Source organism: Paraburkholderia acidisoli (assembly GCF_009789675.1).
GTDB lineage: Bacteria > Pseudomonadota > Gammaproteobacteria > Burkholderiales > Burkholderiaceae > Paraburkholderia > Paraburkholderia acidisoli.
The window spans coordinates 2,791,162-2,810,893 of record NZ_CP046913.1; the positions used below are offsets into that span (position 1 = coordinate 2,791,162).

Consider the following 19,732-nt stretch of genomic DNA (forward strand, 5'->3'; position numbering starts at 1 on the left):
ACACCATGAGCGACATCCTCGAAAAAATCATTGCCGTGAAGCGCGAAGAAGTGCGCGTGGCGCTGCAAAGCGCGCCGCTCGAAGAACTGCGCCTGCAAGCGGCCACGCGCGATCTGCGCGACTTCGTCGGCGCGATTCGCGCGAAGCACGCCAACGGCCAGGCGGCCGTGATCGCCGAAGTCAAGAAGGCCAGCCCGTCGAAGGGCGTGCTGCGCGAGCACTTCGAACCGGCCGGGATCGCGCGTTCGTACGCCGAAGGCGGCGCGGCCTGCCTTTCCGTGCTCACCGACGTGCAGTTCTTCCAGGGCAGCGCCGCGTATCTGGAAGCCGCGCGCGCCGCGTGCAGCCTGCCCGTGATCCGCAAGGACTTCATCGTCGATCCGTATCAGGTGGTGGAAGCGCGCGCGATGGGCGCCGACGCGATCCTGCTGATTGCCGCCGCGCTCGAGCCGGGCCACATGCGCGACCTCGAAGCGCTCGCGCATTCGCTCGGCCTCGCGGTGCTCGTGGAAGTGCACGACCGCGAAGAGCTGAAGCACGCGCTCACGCTCAAGACGCCGCTCATCGGCATCAATAACCGCAATCTGCGCACCTTCGAAACGACGCTGCAAACCACCATCGGCATGCTCGACGAGGTGCCGGAAGACCGTATCGTCGTGACGGAATCGGGCATTCTCTCGCGCGACGACGTCGAGAAGATGCGCGCGCTGGCCGTGCACACGTTCCTCGTGGGCGAGGCGTTCATGCGCGCCGAACAGCCGGGCGCGGAACTCGCCCGCATGTTCTTCTGAGCCGCGCCATGGCAATCGAACGCGAAATCAAGCTCGCGCTGCCGCGCGATCAGGTGGAGGCGGCGCTGCGCTGGCTGGAAACGCGCGCCGGCACGCCGGGCCGCGCCGTGCATCTGGAGAACATTTACTTCGACACGCCGGCGCTCGCGCTCGCGCGCGCCAAAAGCGCGTTGCGGCTGCGCCGCACGCCGGACGGCTGGCTGCAGACGTTCAAGAGCGTGGGCGCGGCGAAAAACGGCTTGCACGAGCGGCACGAGTGGGAAATGCCGGTGGCGGGCGAGGCGCTGGAGATCGACGCGCTGCTGCGAGAGTGCGACGAAGCCGGGGTATCGACGGCGCTTGCGGGCGCGGCCAGCAACCTGATTCCGCTGTTTCGCACCGATTTCACGCGCACGCTGTGGACGCTCGACGTGGCGGGCGCCCAGGTCGAGGCGGCGATCGATCGGGGCGAAGTCGTGGCCGACGTGGATGACAAAACGCGTCGCACGCCGATCTGCGAAATCGAACTCGAACTGAAGGACGGCGACGAAACCGCGCTGCACACGCTCGCGGCGGAACTCGCGCAGGCGCTGCCCGGACTCGCGCCCGACGACGTGAGCAAGGCGCAACGCGGCTATCGGTTGCGCGAGGGTTGAGCGGGGTTTGAGCGACGGTCATGCGGATGACGGCGCGGCGGTGGGCGATGACGCCTGCGGTATGGCATCGCCGCGGTGTGCGGTGTGCGCCGCTCGTCGCGGGTCGCGCGCCGCTAACCACGCGCCGCCTCGCGCGGAAAACCGCTGTTAGTTGCAACACACACCCGGCAACGCCTGAAACGCCCGCCGTGGATTGAATCGCCAGGCGTTTGCTGCGACACTTGCCGCCCATGACCATCACGAAATCCCCGCGCGCCCGCATGCCGGTGCAGGCGTCGCTGTTCGAGGACGAGCTTGCCGCCGACACCGCGCAGGCCACGCTCGACGCGCCGGATGCGCCGGAAGTCGATCCGCGCCAGATCACGATTTTTTCGCTGTTCGACGCGGGCGATTATCCCGTGCCCGCCTCGCCTGCCCACGCGCCTGCGTTCGTGCAGGACATCGCCAGCGAATCCGCTCACGCTATGCCGAAAACCTCGCCCGCCGCTTCGTCTGCTGCTTCGTCGGCCGCTTCATCGGCCGAAAAAGCCGCGCCCGCCGAACGCCTCGAAGCCCAGTTCGACGCGCTGCCCGCCGCCTGGCGCGACCTGCTCGCGCCGTTCATCGCGAGCGACGCCTACGCGCCGCTGTGCCGTTTCGTCGACGAAGCACGCGCGGCTGGCAAAACGGTGTATCCCGCCGATGTGTTCCGCGCGCTGCGCCTCACCTCGCCCGACGACGTCAAGGTGGTGATTCTCGGCCAGGACCCGTATCACGGCGAAGATCGCGGCATGCCGCAAGCGCACGGTCTCGCGTTTTCGGTGCCGCCCGCGGTGCGTCCGCCGCCCTCGCTGCGCAACATCTTCAAGGAGATCGCGGCAAGTCTCGGCATTGCGGCGCCCGCGCACGGCTGCCTCGACGCGTGGGCGCGTCAGGGCGTGCTGCTGCTCAACACGGTGCTGACGGTCGAGCGCGCCAACGCCGCGAGCCACGCGAAACGCGGTTGGGAACGCTGCACCGACACGCTGATCCGCGAACTCGCCGCGCGCCACGAGCATCTCGTGTTCATGCTGTGGGGCGCGCATGCGCAGAACAAGCGCGCGCTCCTCTCGGGCGCGCATTGCGTGCTGGAGGCGCCGCATCCGTCGCCGCTCTCCGCGCATCGCGGCTTTCTCGGCTGCGGACATTTCGCGCAGGCGAACGACTATCTGAAGGCGCACGACCGCGCGCCGATCGACTGGCGCCTGCCCGAAGAAGGCGTCGTGCTCGCCTGACCGGCGTCGCCGCATCGCCGCATCGCCGCATTCGCTTCGCGCTCGCGCTCGTGCGATCCACGCGCGCCCAAACAAAAACGCCACGAAATCGCTTTCGTGGCGTTTTGCTTTGGCGGCGCATCAAACCACCGCTATCGGTCGAGGTATCGACCCGACATCGACCGGAAATCGGCGAAAAACTTACGCCACGGCGATCGCTTCGCGGGCGCTCGCGAGTGCGGCGCTGGCTGCGTCCGGGCCCATGTTGAGGCCTTCGGCGTAGATGAAGTTCACGTCCGTCATGCCGAGGAAGCCGAGGAACGACTTGAGGTACGGCGTCTGGCTGTCGTGCGGCGTGCCTTGATACTTGCCGCCGCGTGCCGAGACCACGAACACCTTCTTGCCCGTCACGAGGCCTTCGGGGCCGTTCGCGCCGTAGCGGAAGGTGATGCCGGCGCGCGCGATCCAGTCGAAGTACGTCTTGAGCTGCGACGAGATGCCGAAGTTGTAGAGCGGTGCGCCGATCACGACGATGTCGGCGGCTTGCAGTTCGGCGATCAGCGCTTCGCTGCGCGCGGCGATGGCTTGCTGCTCCGGCGTGCGCTGCTCGGCCGGCGTGAAGAACGCGCCCAGCACGGCGTCGTCGAGGTGCGGCAGCGGGTCGGCTTGCAGGTTGCGCGTGACGACTTGCGCGCCCGGATTCGATTGTTGCAGACGCTCCGTCAATTCGTTGACGAGCAGCGTCGACTGGGCGCCTTGCGAACGGGCGGCGGAATTGATTTGCAGGATCGTGGTCATGGTGGCTCCTTCGGGTCTCAGTGGCGCAAGGTTTTGCGCGAGTGAGGGCATTGTGTTTTTTTGTTGCGCCCCGAAAAAGGCCCCCGCCGATGACGGATTGTTGCAACGGTAGAACAATCGCGGGCATGAAAAACGGCGCGGGCCCGACGAAGTGATCGTCGGCCCGCGCCGTTTTGTGTGGATTCGCGCGTTTTTTGCGCCGAAACCGTACTTTTCGCGCCGGTGCGTCGCACTTAGGCCGTTTTTATGCCGCGCATGCGCCGCTGTCGCTCACGCCGCCAGCCAGCGCTCGCGCATCGCGCGCGCGGGCGAGCGCGGGCTGGCGCGGCCCTCGGTGCGTTTTTCCGCGGCGGCCACGAGTTTGTAACGCGCGATGTCGGGGGCGTCGAGCGTCAGGCGCGCGACGCGCAGTTCGTCGCGGCGGAACGCGTGGACTTCGACCTTCGCGCCCGGCTGGTAGCGCGAGAGCAGCGCATCGACATTCGCGCCGGTCACGCGCAGACCGTCGATGGCGACCAGCGCGTCGCCGGCCGAGAGCCCCGCCTTCTGCGCCGCGCCGCCTTCGTAGACGACCGCCAGCGTGGCTTCCGCGCCGCCGCGCAAGCGCGCGCCCAGCGACGGTTTCGCGCCGCGCTCCGGTTCGCCTTCGAGCGTGACGCCGAACGGCTCGAACAGCGCCGCGAGCGGCAAGTCGCGCGTCCCGCGCACGGCGTCGGCGAACAGCGCGCCGAGTTCGACGCCGGTGGCCTCGGCGATCAGCGCTTCGACGTCGTCCTCGCCCACGCCCACCGGTTTGCCGCGATAGAAGTCGCGGCCGTAGCGCTGCCACAAAAGGCGCATCACGTCGTCGAGCGACTTGCGGCCGCTGGTTTGCGCGCGAATCGACAGATCGAACGCGAGCGCGACCAGCGAGCCCTTCGTGTAATAGCTGACGATGGCGTTGGCCGCGTTTTCGTCCTGGCGGTAGTACTTCACCCATGCGTCGAACGAGCTTTCGGCCACGCTCTGCTTCAGGCGCCCCGCGCCGCGCAGCACGCCGCCGATGGTCTTGCCGAGCAGGCCGAAGTAGTCGTCGGCGGAAATCAGACCGCTGCGCACGAGCACCAGATCGTCGTAATACGACGTGAAGCCCTCGAACAGCCACAGCAGCGAGGTGTAGTCCTCGCGCGCGAGGTCGTAAGGCGCGAACGCGGCGGGCTTGATGCGCTTCACGTTCCACGTATGGAAGTACTCGTGGCTGCACAGGCCGAGATAGGTGCGATAGCCGTCCGTGGTTTCGGGCTTGCCCTTCACCGGCAGATCGGTGCGATTGCAGATGAGCGCCGTGGACGCGCGATGCTCGAGGCCGCCGTAACCGTCGCTCACGGCCTGCGTCATGAACACGTAGCGCTCCATGGGCGCGCGCTTGGTGCGCGGCTCGAACAGCGCGATCTGCGCCTCGCAGATCTTCTTGAGGTCGGCGGCAAGGCGTTCCATGTCGAGCCCGACCACGCGGCCCGCGATCACGATGTCGTGCGGCACGCCGTGCGCCTTGAAGCTCGCGAGCGTGAAGTCGCCGAGCGTGACCGGATGATCGATCAGCTCGTCGTAGCTCGCGGCCGCGTATTCGCCGAAGCCGTAGCGCTTGGTGCCGCGCGCCTCGGCGAGCGCCGTGCCCACGCGCCAGTGGCGGTAGGCGTGGCCGTCCGGCCGCTGGATGTCGACCACGTGTTGCGCGTCTTCATGACCGGGCACCGCGAGAAATACGCTCGTGCCGTTGAAGAACCCCGTGGTGTCGTCGAGATGCGCGGCGCGCACCGAAAGATCCCACGCGTAGATCTCGTAGCGCAGCGTGAGCGCGCCTTTCACGGGCGCGGCCTGCCACGAATGCTTGTCGGTTTTCGTCACGCGCACCTTGCGGCCCGCGTCGTTGAACGCGCGCAGCGTGACGATGTTGCGCGCGAACTCGCGCACCATGTAGCTGCCCGGAATCCACACGGGCAACATGAAGCACTGGCCTTCGGGCGACGGATCGTCGACGGTGAGCGTCACTTCGAACAGATGCGCGGCGGGATTCTTCGGGACGATGGTGTATCGGATCGGCTTCATCGGCGGCAAGGGTGAGGGAGTCGGTCGGCGCGTCAAACGTCACGCAAACTCACGGCGGGTGGCGCGTGAAGGCGACGGCGCGCGGTGCACATTGGTTGGATCGGCGTGAATGGGCCTGCTTTCGCGCCGATCACACACCATGACGCGGTGCGTTGCACGTGACGGCTGGCGAATCTGCATCGCCGCAAACGGCCACACAAACGGTCACGCGAACAGCCAGGCGAACGGCAAACGCGCCGCTCAAAATAACACCGGCCGCAACAGCGGCCGGCGAACTCGGGCGAGGCTCAGTGCGCGCTGCTCAGCGCTTTTTCGAGCCGGTCGCCGCTGACCGCGCCCGGCAGGCGCGTGCCGTCGGCGAGGATCACGGTGGGCGTGCCGTTCACGTTCATCTTCTGGCCGAGCGCGAGATTGCTGTCGATGGCGGCCGTGTCGCAGGTGCCCGCGGCCGTGGGCGCCTTGCGGTCCAGCATCCACGATTCCCACGCCTTCGCGCGGTCGGTCGAACACCAGATCTGCTTGGCCTTCGCGGTGGAGTCCGGCGAGAGCACCGGATAGAGGAAGGTGTAGACCGTCACGTTGTCGATCGACTTGAGCGTGCTTTCGAGCTGATGGCAGTACGGGCAGTTCGGGTCGGAGAACACGACCATCTTGCGGCTGCCGTTGCCCTTCACGACCTTCACGGCGTTCGCGAGCGGCAGGCTCGCGAAGTCGACCTTGTTCAGCTCGTCCATGCGCGCCTGGGTGAGGTTGCGATGGTTTTTGGCGTCGATGAGGTCGCCGTTGAACACGTAGTCGCCGTTGGCGTCGCTATAGAGCAGCTGGGTGCCGATGTTCACCTCGTAGAGGCCGGCCATGGGCGTCTTGGTGATGCCCTTGATATCGCCGGCGTCGATGCCGAGGCGCGACACCAGCGCGGACTTGATCTTGTCGGTGGTCTGGTCGGCCTGGGCCGAGCAGCCGAGCGCCGAGGCGGCCACCGCCACGACGAGCGCGGCGAGGCGCGTGGTGAAGTGCGTACGCGTTTGCATGGGATGCATTCCTGATTCGGGCGCCGCATGATGGCGGCGCGCAGAGTTCCGCGAGAACCGCCCGGCCCGCGCGCGCCCGACAAACGGAGGGCGCGAGGTCGGCGGTAAAAGTTCGCGGGGCGAATACGTACATTCTAAGCTGCGTGGCGCTTCCAGTGCCCTTCGGGCTTCCATCGCGCCGCAGAACGGCGCTCGCGCGGCGCCGCGCTGGGAACCTGAGCGCCCTTTCCTGCCGATACCGCGCGGCCCCCGCTCAGCCGAGCGCCGATGCCACCAGCCAGCGTTTGAGCAGCGGCTGCCCGCCGACCAGCGCCATGCCGGTGTTGCGCACCGCGCGCGCGAGCATGCCGGGGAACGCGAATACGCGCTGCAACCCGTCCGTGGCCACGACGAGCTTCTGGATGTCCTCGCGGCGGCCGCGTTCGTAGCGGCGCAGCAGCACCATGTCGCCGAGATCGCGGAACGCTTCCTTCTGCGTGATCACGTCGACGAGCGCCGCCACGTCGCGCAGACCGAGGTTCACGCCCTGACCGGCAAGCGGGTGAATCAGATGCGCGGCGTCGCCGACCAGCGCCACGCGCGGCGCCACGAGCCGGTCGACGGTTTGCAGCGCGAGCGGAAAGCCCTGCGCCGCCGTCACGCATTCGAGCGCGCCGTGCTGCCCCTGGGTCGCGCGCTCGACTTCGGCCGCGAGTTGCTCGGGCGCGAGTTTCAGCAACGCTTCGGCATGCTGCGCTTCGGCCGACCATACCAGCGACACGTGCTGATCGGGCAGCGGCAGCAAGGCAATGATCTCGCCCTCGCGGAACCACTGGTACGCGGTTTCGCCGTGCGGCCGCTGCGCGCGGAAATTCGCCACCACGCCGGTTTGGCGGTAATCGCGCCGCACCACCTGCGAGCCGATCTGCGCGCGCACCCACGAATGCGCGCCGTCCGCGCCCACGGCCAGATCGGCCTGGATCACGCGGCCGTTGGCGAGACCGATGACGGCCGCGTCAGCGTTCACGTCGAGCGTTTGGGCGCGCGTGTCGAGCCACGTGAGGTTGGGCTGGAACTTGAGCGCGGCGTCGAGCGAGCGCTCGACCAGCGACGATTCGGCGATCCACGCGAGTTGCGCCACCGAAGCCTGATACGCGGAAAAATGCAGCTCGGCCGCGGCGTCGCCGAACACGCGCATGTCGTAGACGGGCGTGAGCCGCGCGGCATCGACGGCCTGCCAGACCCGCAGCCGCTCGAACAGCGCCTGGGAGCTGCGCGAGAACGCGTAGACGCGCGCATCGAATACGGCGCCGGCGGGCAGCGGCGCGCAGGGCTGCGCGAGCAACGCGACGCGCAGGCCGCCCTGGGTCAGCGCGAGCGCCGCCGACTTGCCGACGAGCCCGCCGCCGATCACGGCGACATCAAAGGTCTGGTGGGTTGCATTCATGCGCGCATTATAGCCGCGGGGGGTGCGCGGGCACGGCCGGACGGGCCGGATCCGCGCAGCCGGCGCCGCGCTGCGGCAAGCGGGCGCAGCCGGCCGCGGCGGCCTTGCCGCGCCTGCCCGGCGCGCCGCCGGACCCGCCACGGAACCCTTCCCGCAAAAGGTCGTCGAACCCGCCGTCGAGCCGACCGGCCGACGAGGTTACAATTGCGGTTTTCGCGATTCGCGCGGCGCCCGGCGCCGTGACGCGCATCGCGCCCCCTACGTGTTGCCAGCGCCGCCCCGCGCTTTGTTCGAAGATGGCGAGGCCACCGGTTCCCGACGCCTCGCGCGCGGCCAGCTTCACGTCGCCACCCTGACATGCAGAGAATTTCATGAGCCTCAAATGCGGCATCGTCGGCCTGCCCAACGTCGGCAAGTCCACCCTCTTCAACGCGCTGACCAAAGCCGGCATCGCGGCTGAAAACTATCCGTTCTGCACGATCGAGCCGAACGTCGGCGTCGTGGAAGTGCCGGATCCGCGTCTGAAGGCGCTCTCCGAGATCGTCAAGCCCGAGCGCATCGTGCCGGCCGTGGTCGAGTTCGTCGACATCGCGGGTCTGGTCGCGGGCGCGAGCAAGGGCGAAGGTCTCGGCAACCAGTTCCTCGCCAACATCCGCGAAACCGACGCCATCACGCACGTCGTGCGCTGCTTCGAAGACGAGAACGTGATTCACGTCGCGGGCAAGGTCGATCCGCTCGCCGACATCGAAGTCATCAACACCGAACTCGCGCTGGCCGACCTCAGCACCGTCGAAAAGGCGCTGTCGCGTTACACGAAGGCGGCCAAGTCGGGTAACGACAAGGAAGCCGCGAAGCTCGTCGCCGTGATGGAAAAAGTGCGCGCGCAACTCGACCAGGCCAAGCCCGTGCGCGCGCTCGACCTGAACGAAGACGAGCAGGCGCTCCTCAAGCCGTTCTGCCTGATCACGGCGAAAAAGACGATGTACGTCGCGAACGTGAAGGACGACGGCTTCGAGAACAACCCGTACCTCGACGCCGTGCGCAAGCACGCCGAAGCCGAAGGCGCGCCGGTCGTGGCCGTGTGCGCCGCGATCGAAGCCGAGATCGCCGACCTCGACGACGAAGACAAGGTCGCCTTCCTCGCCGACATGGGCATGCAAGAGCCGGGCCTCGACCGCGTGATCCGTGCGGGCTTCAAGCTGCTCGGCCTGCAAACGTACTTCACGGCGGGCGTGAAGGAAGTGCGCGCGTGGACGATCCACGTGGGCGATACGGCCCCGCAGGCGGCCGGCGCGATCCACACGGACTTCGAGCGCGGCTTCATCCGCGCGCAGACCATCGCGTTCGACGACTATGTGCAGTACAAGGGCGAAACCGGCGCGAAGGAAGCGGGCAAGATGCGCGCCGAAGGCAAGGAATACGTCGTGCACGACGGCGACGTGATGAACTTCCTGTTCAACGTCTAAGCCGCACCTGAGGCATCATGAAAGCCCGCTTCCGAGCGGGCTTTTTTACGTCTGCCGCCTCCGGACTGCGGGCTGCGGCGAACCGGCAGCATGAAAACAACGACACGAGAGATAACAACAATGACGGGACCTTCTGCACGTTCTGCACCTTCTGCACGTTCACGCACCGCACGTTCTATGGGTGCGGCGCTGCTTGCGCTCTGCCTGATCGCACCGGCATCCGCTTTCGCCTACCAGCCCCCGGCCAGCACCTACACCACGCCGGACGAATCCGACCTCGACAATCACCACGGCTACGTGAATCGCGACGGCCAGGCCGTCCACTCGCCCGCGCACACGCGCTCGGGCCGCGTGCCAGAAGGCGCGAGCGCGCAATGCCGCGACGGCACCTACAGCTTCAGCCGCCATCACAGCGGCACCTGCTCGCGCCACGGCGGCGTCGCGCAGTGGCTCTGACGCGACCCCGGCGCGGCACAGGACAAGGCGCCGATAGACAGACGCGATCCCCCCGCCGCCCGCGCCCCGTACAATAGCGGTTTGCGCAGTCCCGCATTTGCAGTTTCGACGCGGCATCCCCAGCATCGCTGGACGCCATCGCCGCGTTTCCAGGCTGAATACCGCCCCTTTTGCTCCCGCTTTTTCAGACTCCAAAGACACTCTCATGGCCCAATACGTCTTCACCATGAACCGGGTCGGCAAGATCGTGCCGCCCAAGCGCCAGATCCTGAAAGACATCTCGCTGTCGTTCTTTCCCGGCGCGAAGATCGGCCTGCTCGGCCTGAACGGCTCGGGCAAGTCCACGCTCATCAAGATCATGGCCGGCGTCGACAAGGACATCGAAGGCGAAGCCACGCCGATGCCCAACCTGAACATCGGCTATCTGCCGCAGGAGCCGCAGCTCGATCCCGAAAAGACCGTGCGCGAAGCGGTCGAGGAAGGTCTCGGCGACGTGTTCAACGCGCAGAAGAAGCTCGACGAGATCTACGCGGCCTACGCCGAACCCGACGCCGACTTCGACGCGCTCGCGGCCGAGCAGGCGAAGTACGAAGCGATCCTCGCCACCACCGACGGCAGCGCCGAACAGCAGATCGACATCGCCGCCGACGCCCTGCGCCTGCCCGCCTGGGACGCGAAGATCGGCAACCTCTCGGGCGGCGAAAAGCGCCGCGTGGCGCTGTGCAAGCTGCTGCTCGAAAAGCCCGACATGCTGCTGCTCGACGAACCGACCAACCACCTCGACGCCGAATCGGTCGAGTGGCTCGAACAGTTCCTCACGCGCTTCCCGGGCACCGTGGTCGCCGTGACCCACGACCGCTACTTCCTGGACAACGCCGCCGAGTGGATTCTCGAACTCGACCGCGGCCACGGCATTCCCTGGAAGGGCAACTACTCCAGCTGGCTCGACCAGAAGGAAGCGCGCCTGAAGCAGGAAGAAGCGTCGGAATCGGCGCGCCAGAAGGCGATCAAGAAGGAACTGGAGTGGGTGCGCCAGAACCCGAAGGGCCGTCAGGCCAAGTCGAAGGCGCGTATCGCCCGCTTCGAGGAACTGTCCAGCTCCGACTACCAGAAGCGCAACGAAACGCAGGAAATCTTCATTCCGGCGGGCGAGCGTCTGGGCAACGAAGTCATCGAGTTCAAGAACGTCAGCAAGTCGTACGGCGACCGTCTGCTCATCGACGATCTCAGCTTCAAGATTCCGGCGGGCGCGATCGTCGGCATCATCGGCCCGAACGGCGCCGGCAAGTCCACGCTGTTCCGCATGCTCACGGGCAAGGAACAGCCGGATTCGGGCGAAATCGTGCAAGGCCCGACGGTCAAGCTCGCTTACGTCGATCAGAGCCGCGACGCGCTCGCTTCGGAGAAAACCGTGTTCGAGGAAATCTCGGGCGGCGCCGACGTGCTGACGGTGGGCAAGTACGAAACGCCGTCGCGCGCGTATATCGGCCGCTTCAACTTCAAGGGCGGCGACCAGCAGAAGATCGTCGGCAATCTGTCGGGTGGTGAGCGCGGCCGTCTGCATCTGGCCAAGACGCTCATTTCCGGCGGCAACGTCCTGCTGCTGGACGAACCGTCGAACGACCTCGACGTGGAAACGCTGCGCGCGCTCGAAGACGCGCTGCTCGAATTCGCGGGTTCGGTCATGGTGATCTCGCACGATCGCTGGTTCCTCGACCGTATCGCCACGCACATCCTCGCGTTCGAAGGCGATTCGCAAGTGACGTTCTTCGACGGCAACTATCAGGAATACGAAGCCGACAAGATCAAGCGCCTCGGCGAAGAAGCCGCGCGTCCGAAGCGTCTGCGCTACAAGCCGATCAGCCGGTAAGCAAACCTCCGCGCCGCTTGCATGACTTGCACGGCGCGCAGCGAACGGCGGCCCCTCTCGCGAGCGGCCGCCGTTTTTTCATACGCGCATTTCATACGCGCACGCCCGGCATGCCGGTTGCTCGAATGCGGTACGCTTCGGGCTCTTTCACCTCGGTCTCACTCTCCCTTTTGCGGGACTCAGCGCATGGCCACGTCGATCCGAAACCGGGTTCTGCTCATCGCGGCGATCGTCGTCGCCCTCATCGTGCTGGCCGCGCTCGGCACGCTCTACGTGCTCCAGCGCGAGGCCAAAGCCGCCATCGAACGCACGCTCGCGCCCATCGGCACGGCGTCGTCCATCCATGTGGCCTGGAACCTGTCTTCCGTCGAACTCACCGATCTGAGCCTGAAGCCGCCGCGCGACTGGCCAACCGCCGACACGCTGCACGCCGGGCGCCTGACCATCGTGCCGGACCTGCGCGCGCTGCTCGCGCATCGCGTGCATATTCGCGAACTCGTCGTGCGCGATTTCACGATGACGGTGCTGCGCCGCGCCGACGGCTCGATCCAGATCCTGCCGAACCTGCGCGACGAGATGCAGAAAGCCGCCAACCCGGCCTCGAGCCCGGGCGCCGCGAGTGACAGCGGCGTGCCGGGCGAGAAGGTCATCGACCATATCGGTTTCGAGAACGGCGCGTTCGACTTCTACGACCGCACGGTGAGCAATCCGCCGTGGCGCGTGACGGTGACTCACGCGCAGGCGAGCGTCGACAACGTGCATCTGCCCGCGCTCGACGAACCCACGCGCGTCTCGGTCGCGGGCGACGTGAGCGGTCCGGCGCATACGGGCCACGTGAGCTTCGACGGCTGGATCCGCATCGCGAGCAAGGACTCGCAAACGCACACCGTGCTGCGTGGCGTGGACGTGCGCACCGTCGATCCGTATCTGCTGAAAAAGGCCGGCGCGAAGGCCAACGTCACGGGCGGCACGGTCGATCTCGATCTCACCGCGAGCGTGCGCAGCTATCACATTCACGCGCCGGGCACGATCACGCTGCACGACCTGCAACTGGCCGAAAGCGACGATCCGCTCGACTCATTTCTCTCGATCCCCACGCGTGCCGCCGTTGCCGCGCTCAAATCGCACAAAGGCAACATCACGCTGCACTTCGTGCTCGACGGCAATCTGCACGACCCGAAGTTCAAGCTCAACGAGAATCTGTTGACAGAGTTGCGCGCGGGCTTCGCGCAGGCGCTCGGGGTGAGCGCGGAAGGCGTGGCGAAAGGCGCCGGACAAACCGCGAAGGGCCTCGCCGACGCGCTGCGCGGTCTGCTCGGACAGCCCGCGGCGCCGGCTTCGCCGTAACGCGTTGAAATGAGGAAAGCGGTGAAGACCGCGCGCTAGACCGGCAGCCCGAGTTCGCGCAGGCGCGCGTCGGTCTGGGCGTTGTTCGTGTGATGCACGGCGTGCCAGCCGAGCGCGGCGGCCGCGGCAACATTGCGCGGGTTATCGTCGATGAAGGCGAGTTCCCCGGGCTGCACGCCGGGCAGTTGCGCCTCGATACGGCGGAACATCTCGTGATAGATCGCCGCGTCGGGCTTCACGAGTCGCACGCGCCCGGACACCACCACGTCGCGGCAGCGGCGCAGAATGCCGAAGCGCTCCCACGCCCACGGAAACGTCTCCGCCGACCAGTTCGTGAGCCCGAACAGCGGCACGCCCGCCGCCTCGAGCCGCTCGAACGTCGCCACGCCGCCTTCGAGCAGGCCCGGCACCATCTCGTGCCAACGGTCGTAGAACGCGCGGATCAGCGCCTCGTGCGCGGGGAATTCCGCCACGAGCCGTTGCGTGCCCTCGGCGATCGGCTCGCCGCCGTCCTGGCGGATCACCCAGTCCATCGTGCAGACGTTCGCGAAAAACCAGCGGCGTTCGTCGTCGTCGGGAATCAGCTTGCGATAGAGGTACTCGGGGCTCCAGTCCACCAGCACGTTGCCGAAATCGAACACCACTGCCTTGATCGCCATGCGCGTCCTGCTCCTCGTTTTGATCGACGTCGATCGACGTTTTGATCGACGTGGGTGATGAACCTCAGATCGGCTGCGTGCGGGCCTCGAGCCACGCCAGCGCCGCGCCGCTCACGTGCGGGGCCACGCGCACGCGCACCGTCTGGTGATACGCGTTGAGCCACTCGCGTTCGTCCGCGCGCAGCAACGCAAGGTCGATGCAGCGCGTGTCGATCGGGCACAGCGTGAGCGTTTCGAACTGGAGGAATTCGCCGAATCCGGTGGTTTGCGCGCTCTGGTTCATGACGAGATTCTCGATGCGCACGCCCCACTGGCCCGGCCGGTAGATGCCCGGCTCGATCGACGTGATCATGCCCGGCTCCATGGCCGTCCACGGCTCGGCGGGCGCGTAGTGCGAGATCACCTGCGGCCCTTCGTGCACGTTCAGGAAGTAGCCCACGCCGTGGCCCGTGCCGTGACCGTAGTCGACGCCCGCTTCCCAGATAGGCGCGCGCGCGATGGCGTCGAGCATCGGTGAACGCACGCCGCGCGGAAACTGCGCGCGCGAGAGCGCCATCATGCCCTTGAGCACGAGCGTGAAGTCGCGCTTCTGTTCGGCGCTGGGCGTGCCCACGGGCACCACGCGCGTGATGTCGGTCGTGCCGCTCACGTACTGGCCGCCCGAGTCGATCAGCAGCAAACCATTGCCTTCGATCAGGCTGTGCGACTCGGGCATGGCGCGGTAATGCGGCATCGCGCCGTTCGCGTTGAAGCCCGCGATGGTCGCGAACGAGAGCGACTTGAAGCCGGGGCGGCGCGCGCGCGCGGCGCTCAGTTTTTCGTCGATGGTGAGTTCGGTGAGGGTTTCGCGCCCGAGCGCGCCTTCGAACCACGCGAAGAATTCGGCGAGCGCCGCGCCGTCCTGCTCCATGGTCGCGCGCACGTGTTCGGCTTCGGCGGCCGTTTTGCGCGACTTGAAGAACGTGCTCGGATTGATCGATTCGACCAGCTTCACCGCCTTCGAGACGGCCTGCAGCAAGCCGAACGTCACGCGGCGCGGGTCGACCAGCAGCGCGGCCTGCTCCGGCAGCGCGGCGAGCGCCTCGGCGGCCCGCGCGTAGGGCGCGACGCGCACGCCGTCGTTCGCGAGCGACTGCGCGAGGGCGGCGCTCACCTTGCCGTCGGCGACGAACAGCGTGGCGTCGTCCGGGCCGATCAGCGCGTGCGCGACGAACACGGGGTTGTAGTTGACGTCGGCGCCGCGCAGGTTGAAGAGCCACGCGAGGTCGTCGAGCGTGGACACGAAATGCCACTGCGCGCCGTGGGTCGCCATGGTTTCGCGCAGTTGCGCGAGCTTGCTGGCGCGGCTCGCGTCCGCGTGCGGCGCGACGTGCTCGTAAACAGGTTCGAGCGGCAGCGAGGGGCGGCCCTGCCAGACGTCGTCGAGCAGATCGAGGTCGGTGCGCAGCGCCACGCCGCGCGCGGTCAACGCGTTCGCGAGCGCGCGCGCCGAGGCCACGCCGAGCACCGCGCCGTCCACGGCCACGGCGCCGCCCGCGGGCACATGCTGCGCGAGCCAGTCGATATGCGGCGCGGTCTGCTGGCCGCCCGTCATCTTCATGAGCTGGATGCCGGTGCCCGCGAGCTGGTTCTCGGCCTGCACCCAGTAGCGGCTATCGACCCACACGCCCGCGAAATCCTTCGTCACGACCAGCGTGCCCACCGAGCCCGTGAAGCCCGAGAGCCATTCGCGGCCCTGCCAGCGGCGCGGCAGATATTCGGAGAGATGCGGGTCGGCGGACGGCACGAGGGCCGCGTCCACGCCGGCGTGCGCCATGGCGGCGCGCAGCGCGGCGATGCGTTCGGGAATCGTGGACGTTTCGGGGAGTCGGGCGTTCATGAGGTTTCACCTGCTAGAGAGATCGGATGCGGGGACATGAGCGATGCCGTCGTTGCCATCGTGCGACTGATTCGATTGATGCGGATGATGCGCCGGCGCGGCCGGCGTCTAGGTCCGCGCCGGGCGGCGAGCGCGCAGCGCGACGGCCGCCATCACGAACACGAGCGCGAGCGCCGTGCACAGCGGCCATTCGAGCAGTTCGCCGTCGTAGAAGCCGCCCGTGACGCGCCCCGCGACCTTCGCGAGCACCGCGCCCAGCACGCCGGCTGCGAGCGCCACCACGAGACCGCCGCGCGCGGCCCGCCGCATGGGATGCAGCCACCACCCCGCACAGCCTACGACGAGTCCGAGAAAGATGACGCCGGGCCAGCCCATCAGCGACGCGTCCTATAGATTTTCAGAAAAGTCCGATAGGACCGTCGAAAGGCGGGAGATAGCATTTGAGGCTCAGTTACGTCCTATTTTCAATGGAAAAAACGGTCGGCTTGGCGCTTCCCGCGTAGCGGTTGAGTGTAGGGGTCGGGATGGTGCAAGGCAAGCGCGCGTCCGACCCGCCGCAGCCGCACGCCCCCTATGCGAATCGCTCTTGTCGAACCGGATGCCCGTCAGGCAGAAACCGTCGTCCGTCTGCTCATTGCAGGCGGCCATGCATGCCAGCATTTCACGCATGGCGAAGCGCTCTTCGAAACGCTCGACGACGAAACCTTCGATCTCCTGATCGCCGCGTGGTGGTGCGGCGAGTCGGGCGCCGACGAACTCATCCCCAAAGTCCGCAAATGTCTGCCGGGCCTGCCCGCCATCGTGCTCATGGTGTCGCCGCATGAAAGCGAGATCGTCACGAGCCTGCAAGCCGGCGCCGACGACTGCATCGCCAAGCCCGTGCGCGGCCCGGAAATGCTCGCCCGTATCGACGCCCTGCTGCGCCGCGCCGGCGTGCGCCGCCCGCGCAATCGCGCGCGCCACGGCTTCGGCGACTACCTGTTCGACTCCGCGCGCTACGAGGTGTCGTTCCGGGGTCAGACCGCCACGCTCACGCCCAAGGAATTCCGGTTCGCGCTGCTGTTATTCACGAATGCATCGCGCCCCGTTTCCCGCGCGCGCATTCTCGAAACCGTGTGGAATTTGAACCGCGACGTTCGGTCGCGCACGCTCGATACGCACGCGTCGCGGCTCCGCAGCAAATTGCAGCTCGGGCCCGAGCACGGCTGGCGTTTGACCACGTTGTACGGGTTCGGCTACCAGCTCGAACGCCTGTCAGATTCACCGTCTGATCCGGGACACAAAACTTCGGAATCTGCCGTGGCCAATGTAAGAAGCGAGGAAAAGTTATAATATCCGCCTAAATCTTCGCCCCATGGTATGCAGCTTCTAACGATCGGAATCAATCACCACACCGCGCCCGTCGCCTTGCGCGAACGCGTGGCGTTTCCGCTCGAACAGATCAAGCCCGCGCTCGCCCTGTTCAAGGAAGCGTGGTCCGGCAAGCGCTCGCTGAGCGCGCCGGAAGCCGCCATTCTCTCCACCTGCAACCGCACCGAGCTGTATTGCGCGACCGACGCGCAAGGCTCGCGCGAAGCCGCCGTGAGCTGGCTCTCCCAGTACCACGGCATTCGCGCCGAGGAACTCGCGCCGCACGTCTACACGCTGCCGCAGTCCGAAGCCGTGCGTCATGCGTTCCGGGTGGCCTCGGGGCTCGATTCCATGGTGCTGGGCGAAACCCAGATCGTCGGCCAGATGAAGGACGCCGTGCGCACCGCGACCGAAGCGGGCGCACTGGGCACCTACCTGAACCAGCTGTTCCAGCGCACCTTCGCCGTGGCGAAGGAAGTGCGCACCTCGACCGAGATCGGCGCGCAGTCGGTGTCGATGGCGGCCGCGGCCGTGCGGCTCGCGCAGCGCATCTTCGACAAGATCGCCAACCAGCGCGTGCTGTTCATCGGCGCGGGCGAAATGATCGAGCTGTGCGCCGCGCACTTCGCGGCCCAGCAGCCGCGCGAACTCGTGGTCGCGAACCGCACCGCCGAACGCGGCCGCTATGTGGCGGAACGGTTTGGCGGCAAGTCGATTCCGCTCTCCGACCTGCCCACGCGCATGCACGAGTTCGACATCATCGTCTCGTGCACGGCCTCCACGCTGCCCATCATCGGGCTCGGCGCCGTCGAGCGCGCGGTGAAGGCGCGCCGTCACCGCCCCATTTTCATGGTCGACCTCGCGGTGCCGCGCGACATCGAGCCCGAAGTCGGCCAGCTCGAAGACGTGTTCCTGTATACCGTCGACGACCTCGGCACGATCGTGCGAGAAGGCAATGCCTCGCGTCAGGCGGCCGTGGCGCAGGCGGAAACCATCATCGAGTCGCGCGTCGAGAACTTCATGCAGTGGCTCGACTCGCGCAGCATCGTGCCGGTCATCCGCCATATGCATACGCAGGCCGACGCGCTGCGCCGCGCCGAACTCGACCGTGCGCGCAAGATGCTCGCGCGCGGCGACGATCCCGCCGCCGTGCTCGAAGCGCTCTCGCAGTCGCTCACCAACAAGCTGATCCACGGTCCCACGCACGCGCTCAACACCACGCGCGGCGAGAACCGCGACTCGCTCATCGAACTGATGGGCGGCTTTTACCGCCACGGCCAGCCCGCCAAAGGCAAGGCCGACGACGACACCGACGCCGCTTCCCCGCGCGCGTCGAATCCTGCAGAATCCTCCGATTCGTCTGATTCGTCCGGCTCGTCCGATCTTTAGCGGCGCTCGCCTTCGGGCTCGGCGTCCGGCATGCCGCCTGCGCGCGGCGCACGACCGGCCGCGACACCCGCCGCACCGCGCACCCGCGCCAGTCCGTTAGTGATTCCTGCCAGCGGGTTCCGCTAGCCAGTCCGGCCGCCGTTTGGCACCACCGGCATCCTCTCTTTCGCAGTCCTTTCCGGAGCCCGCTCCGCACCGCCCGATGAAAACGAGCATGCAATCGAAGCTCGACCAGCTGACGACACGCCTGGCCGAGCTCAATGACCTGTTGAGCCGCCCCGACGTGACGTCGAACCGCGACCAGTACCGCAAGCTCACGCGCGAGCACGCGGAACTCGGTCCCGTGGTCGAGCAGTACGCGCAGTGGCGTCAGGCGCGCGACGACGAAGCGGCGGCGAAAGATCTGCTCAGCGATGCGTCGATGCGCGATTTCGCCGAAGAGGAAGTGAAGGCGTCGCGCGAGCGCATGGCGCAGCTCGCGCACGAATTGCAGATGATGCTGCTGCCGAAGGACCCCAACGACGACCGCAACGTGTACCTCGAAATTCGCGCGGGCACGGGCGGCGACGAGTCGGCGCTGTTCGCGGGCGACCTGCTGCGCATGTATCTGCGCTATGCGGAACGCAATCGTTGGCAGATCGAAATGATGTCGGCGAGCGAGTCGGATCTCGGCGGCTACCGCGAAGTGATCGTGCGCATTGCGGGCGAAGCGGCGTATTCGAAGCTCAAGTTCGAGTCTGGCGGCCATCGCGTGCAGCGCGTGCCCGCGACGGAAACGCAGGGCCGCATCCACACGTCGGCGTGCACGGTCGCGGTGATGCCGGAAGCCGACGAGATCGGCGAAGTCGAGATCAATCCCGCCGATCTGCGCATCGACACGTTCCGCGCGTCCGGCGCGGGCGGTCAGCACATCAACAAGACCGACTCGGCCGTGCGCGTGACGCACTTGCCGACCGGCATTGTCGTGGAATGCCAGGACGACCGCTCGCAGCACAAGAACAAGGATCGCGCGCTCAAGGTGCTGGCCGCGCGCATCAAGGACAAGCAGGAGCAGGAAGCGCACGCGAAGGAAGCGGCCACGCGCAAGAGTCTGGTGGGCTCGGGCGACCGGTCGGAGCGCATTCGCACCTACAACTTCCCGCAAGGGCGGCTCACCGACCACCGCATCAACCTCACGCTGTACCGGCTCGAAGCGCTGATGGACGGCGATCTCGACGAGTTGATCGGCGCGCTGGTGTCCGAGCATCAGGCCGAGCAACTGGCCTCGCTCGGCGACGCCGACTAAGCAAGCCGACTGCAAGCCGACCAAGAGAGC

The 19,732-nt window shown here is 67.1% G+C and carries 17 protein-coding genes and 1 pseudogene; 10 read left to right on the forward strand and 8 right to left on the reverse strand.

All coding sequences use genetic code 11. The features are described from left to right. Positions 1-5: 5 nt before the first annotated feature. From trpC to FAZ98_RS12295, 3 genes are all read left to right on the forward strand, one after another. The gene (trpC, locus tag FAZ98_RS12285) at positions 6-791 is read left to right on the forward strand and encodes an indole-3-glycerol phosphate synthase TrpC (protein ID WP_158951467.1); all 786 of its coding nucleotides are present in this window, start codon (positions 6-8) and stop codon (positions 789-791) included. Between the two features lie 8 nt (positions 792-799). Further along, a complete protein-coding gene (locus FAZ98_RS12290; protein ID WP_158951468.1) occupies positions 800-1,426 on the forward strand; it encodes a CYTH domain-containing protein in 627 nt (208 codons plus the stop codon). Positions 1,427-1,662: 236 nt separating this feature from the next. Then, positions 1,663-2,679 carry a uracil-DNA glycosylase gene (locus FAZ98_RS12295; protein ID WP_407672063.1) on the forward strand — a complete coding sequence of 339 codons (1,017 nt, stop codon included), beginning with the start codon at positions 1,663-1,665 and terminating at the stop codon, positions 2,677-2,679. Between the two features lie 180 nt (positions 2,680-2,859). On the opposite strand, the gene FAZ98_RS12300 is transcribed toward FAZ98_RS12295, so the two are convergent. The 5 genes from FAZ98_RS12300 to FAZ98_RS12320 form a co-directional block, all read right to left on the reverse strand. Further along, the gene (locus FAZ98_RS12300; RefSeq protein ID WP_158951469.1) at positions 2,860-3,456 is read right to left on the reverse strand and encodes an FMN-dependent NADH-azoreductase; all 597 of its coding nucleotides are present in this window, start codon (positions 3,454-3,456) and stop codon (positions 2,860-2,862) included. Between the two features lie 270 nt (positions 3,457-3,726). Next, positions 3,727-5,544, reverse strand: coding sequence for a M61 family metallopeptidase (locus FAZ98_RS12305; RefSeq protein ID WP_158951470.1), 1,818 nt, complete (start codon positions 5,542-5,544; stop codon positions 3,727-3,729). A gap of 287 nt (positions 5,545-5,831) precedes the next feature. Further along, entirely contained in the window at positions 5,832-6,575 is a 744-nt protein-coding gene (locus FAZ98_RS12310) for a DsbC family protein (protein ID WP_158951471.1), read from the reverse strand. A gap of 253 nt (positions 6,576-6,828) precedes the next feature. Next, positions 6,829-8,001: a UbiH/UbiF family hydroxylase gene (locus FAZ98_RS12315; RefSeq protein ID WP_158951472.1), complete on the reverse strand. Its 1,173-nt coding sequence runs from the start codon at positions 7,999-8,001 to the stop codon at positions 6,829-6,831. Positions 8,002-8,008: 7 nt separating this feature from the next. Further along, positions 8,009-8,374 (reverse strand): hypothetical protein, encoded by a 366-nt coding sequence (locus tag FAZ98_RS12320; protein ID WP_158951473.1) that lies wholly within the window; start codon positions 8,372-8,374, stop codon positions 8,009-8,011. On the opposite strand from FAZ98_RS12320, the gene ychF reads away from it, so the two are divergent. The 4 genes from ychF (at position 8,373) to FAZ98_RS12340 (ending at position 13,140) form a co-directional block, all read left to right on the forward strand. Further along, entirely contained in the window at positions 8,373-9,467 is a 1,095-nt protein-coding gene (gene ychF, locus FAZ98_RS12325) for a redox-regulated ATPase YchF (RefSeq protein WP_158951474.1), read from the forward strand. The genes FAZ98_RS12320 and ychF overlap by 2 nt on opposite strands. Before the next feature lie 177 nt (positions 9,468-9,644). Beyond that, positions 9,645-9,923: a DUF3761 domain-containing protein gene (locus tag FAZ98_RS12330; RefSeq protein WP_233272612.1), complete on the forward strand. Its 279-nt coding sequence runs from the start codon at positions 9,645-9,647 to the stop codon at positions 9,921-9,923. A gap of 205 nt (positions 9,924-10,128) precedes the next feature. After that, positions 10,129-11,793 (forward strand): energy-dependent translational throttle protein EttA, encoded by a 1,665-nt coding sequence (gene ettA / locus FAZ98_RS12335; RefSeq protein ID WP_158951476.1) that lies wholly within the window; start codon positions 10,129-10,131, stop codon positions 11,791-11,793. Between the two features lie 186 nt (positions 11,794-11,979). Continuing rightward, a complete protein-coding gene (locus FAZ98_RS12340; RefSeq protein ID WP_158951477.1) occupies positions 11,980-13,140 on the forward strand; it encodes a DUF748 domain-containing protein in 1,161 nt (386 codons plus the stop codon). Between the two features lie 35 nt (positions 13,141-13,175). Here FAZ98_RS12340 and FAZ98_RS12345 read toward each other — a convergent pair whose 3' ends face one another. The 3 genes from FAZ98_RS12345 to FAZ98_RS12355 all read right to left on the reverse strand — a co-directional run bounded on the left by FAZ98_RS12345 (position 13,176) and on the right by FAZ98_RS12355 (position 16,053). Beyond that, positions 13,176-13,799, reverse strand: a complete 624-nt coding sequence (locus tag FAZ98_RS12345; RefSeq protein ID WP_158951478.1) for an HAD family hydrolase — start codon at positions 13,797-13,799, stop codon at positions 13,176-13,178. A 64-nt stretch (positions 13,800-13,863) separates the two neighbouring features. After that, positions 13,864-15,678 (reverse strand): aminopeptidase P family protein, encoded by a 1,815-nt coding sequence (locus tag FAZ98_RS12350; RefSeq protein WP_158951479.1) that lies wholly within the window; start codon positions 15,676-15,678, stop codon positions 13,864-13,866. Positions 15,679-15,786: 108 nt separating this feature from the next. Further along, the gene (locus tag FAZ98_RS12355; RefSeq protein WP_158951480.1) at positions 15,787-16,053 is read right to left on the reverse strand and encodes a hypothetical protein; all 267 of its coding nucleotides are present in this window, start codon (positions 16,051-16,053) and stop codon (positions 15,787-15,789) included. 198 nt (positions 16,054-16,251) lie between these two features. On the opposite strand from FAZ98_RS12355, the gene FAZ98_RS12360 reads away from it, so the two are divergent. From FAZ98_RS12360 to prfA, 3 genes and pseudogenes are all read left to right on the forward strand, one after another. Next, positions 16,252-17,010: a response regulator transcription factor gene (locus FAZ98_RS12360; protein WP_158951481.1), complete on the forward strand. Its 759-nt coding sequence runs from the start codon at positions 16,252-16,254 to the stop codon at positions 17,008-17,010. Positions 17,011-17,037: 27 nt separating this feature from the next. After that, a pseudogene (gene hemA / locus FAZ98_RS12365) lies at positions 17,038-18,315 on the forward strand (glutamyl-tRNA reductase); the annotation flags it as partial. Positions 18,316-18,619: 304 nt separating this feature from the next. After that, complete coding sequence (gene prfA, locus FAZ98_RS12370) at positions 18,620-19,702, forward strand: peptide chain release factor 1 (RefSeq protein ID WP_158951483.1); 1,083 nt, start codon at positions 18,620-18,622, stop codon at positions 19,700-19,702. The last annotated feature ends 30 nt before the right edge of the window (positions 19,703-19,732 follow it).

Excerpts from the sequence above, each read along its gene's own strand:
- trpC (WP_158951467.1), top strand. The coding sequence starts at position 6 with ATGAGCGACATCCTCGAAAAAATCATTGCCGTGAAGCGCGAAGAAGTG.
- FAZ98_RS12290 (WP_158951468.1), top strand. The coding sequence starts at position 800 with ATGGCAATCGAACGCGAAATCAAGCTCGCGCTGCCGCGCGATCAGGTG.
- FAZ98_RS12300 (WP_158951469.1), bottom strand. The coding sequence starts at position 3,456 with ATGACCACGATCCTGCAAATCAATTCCGCCGCCCGTTCGCAAGGCGCC.
- FAZ98_RS12305 (WP_158951470.1), bottom strand. The coding sequence starts at position 5,544 with ATGAAGCCGATCCGATACACCATCGTCCCGAAGAATCCCGCCGCGCAT.
- FAZ98_RS12310 (WP_158951471.1), bottom strand. The coding sequence starts at position 6,575 with ATGCAAACGCGTACGCACTTCACCACGCGCCTCGCCGCGCTCGTCGTG.
- FAZ98_RS12315 (WP_158951472.1), bottom strand. The coding sequence starts at position 8,001 with ATGAATGCAACCCACCAGACCTTTGATGTCGCCGTGATCGGCGGCGGG.
- ychF (WP_158951474.1), top strand. The coding sequence starts at position 8,373 with ATGAGCCTCAAATGCGGCATCGTCGGCCTGCCCAACGTCGGCAAGTCC.
- FAZ98_RS12320 (WP_158951473.1), bottom strand. The coding sequence starts at position 8,374 with ATGAAATTCTCTGCATGTCAGGGTGGCGACGTGAAGCTGGCCGCGCGC.
- FAZ98_RS12330 (WP_233272612.1), top strand. The coding sequence starts at position 9,645 with ATGGGTGCGGCGCTGCTTGCGCTCTGCCTGATCGCACCGGCATCCGCT.
- ettA (WP_158951476.1), top strand. The coding sequence starts at position 10,129 with ATGGCCCAATACGTCTTCACCATGAACCGGGTCGGCAAGATCGTGCCG.
- FAZ98_RS12340 (WP_158951477.1), top strand. The coding sequence starts at position 11,980 with ATGGCCACGTCGATCCGAAACCGGGTTCTGCTCATCGCGGCGATCGTC.
- FAZ98_RS12345 (WP_158951478.1), bottom strand. The coding sequence starts at position 13,799 with ATGGCGATCAAGGCAGTGGTGTTCGATTTCGGCAACGTGCTGGTGGAC.
- FAZ98_RS12350 (WP_158951479.1), bottom strand. The coding sequence starts at position 15,678 with ATGAACGCCCGACTCCCCGAAACGTCCACGATTCCCGAACGCATCGCC.
- FAZ98_RS12355 (WP_158951480.1), bottom strand. The coding sequence starts at position 16,053 with ATGGGCTGGCCCGGCGTCATCTTTCTCGGACTCGTCGTAGGCTGTGCG.
- FAZ98_RS12360 (WP_158951481.1), top strand. The coding sequence starts at position 16,252 with ATGCGAATCGCTCTTGTCGAACCGGATGCCCGTCAGGCAGAAACCGTC.
- prfA (WP_158951483.1), top strand. The coding sequence starts at position 18,620 with ATGAAAACGAGCATGCAATCGAAGCTCGACCAGCTGACGACACGCCTG.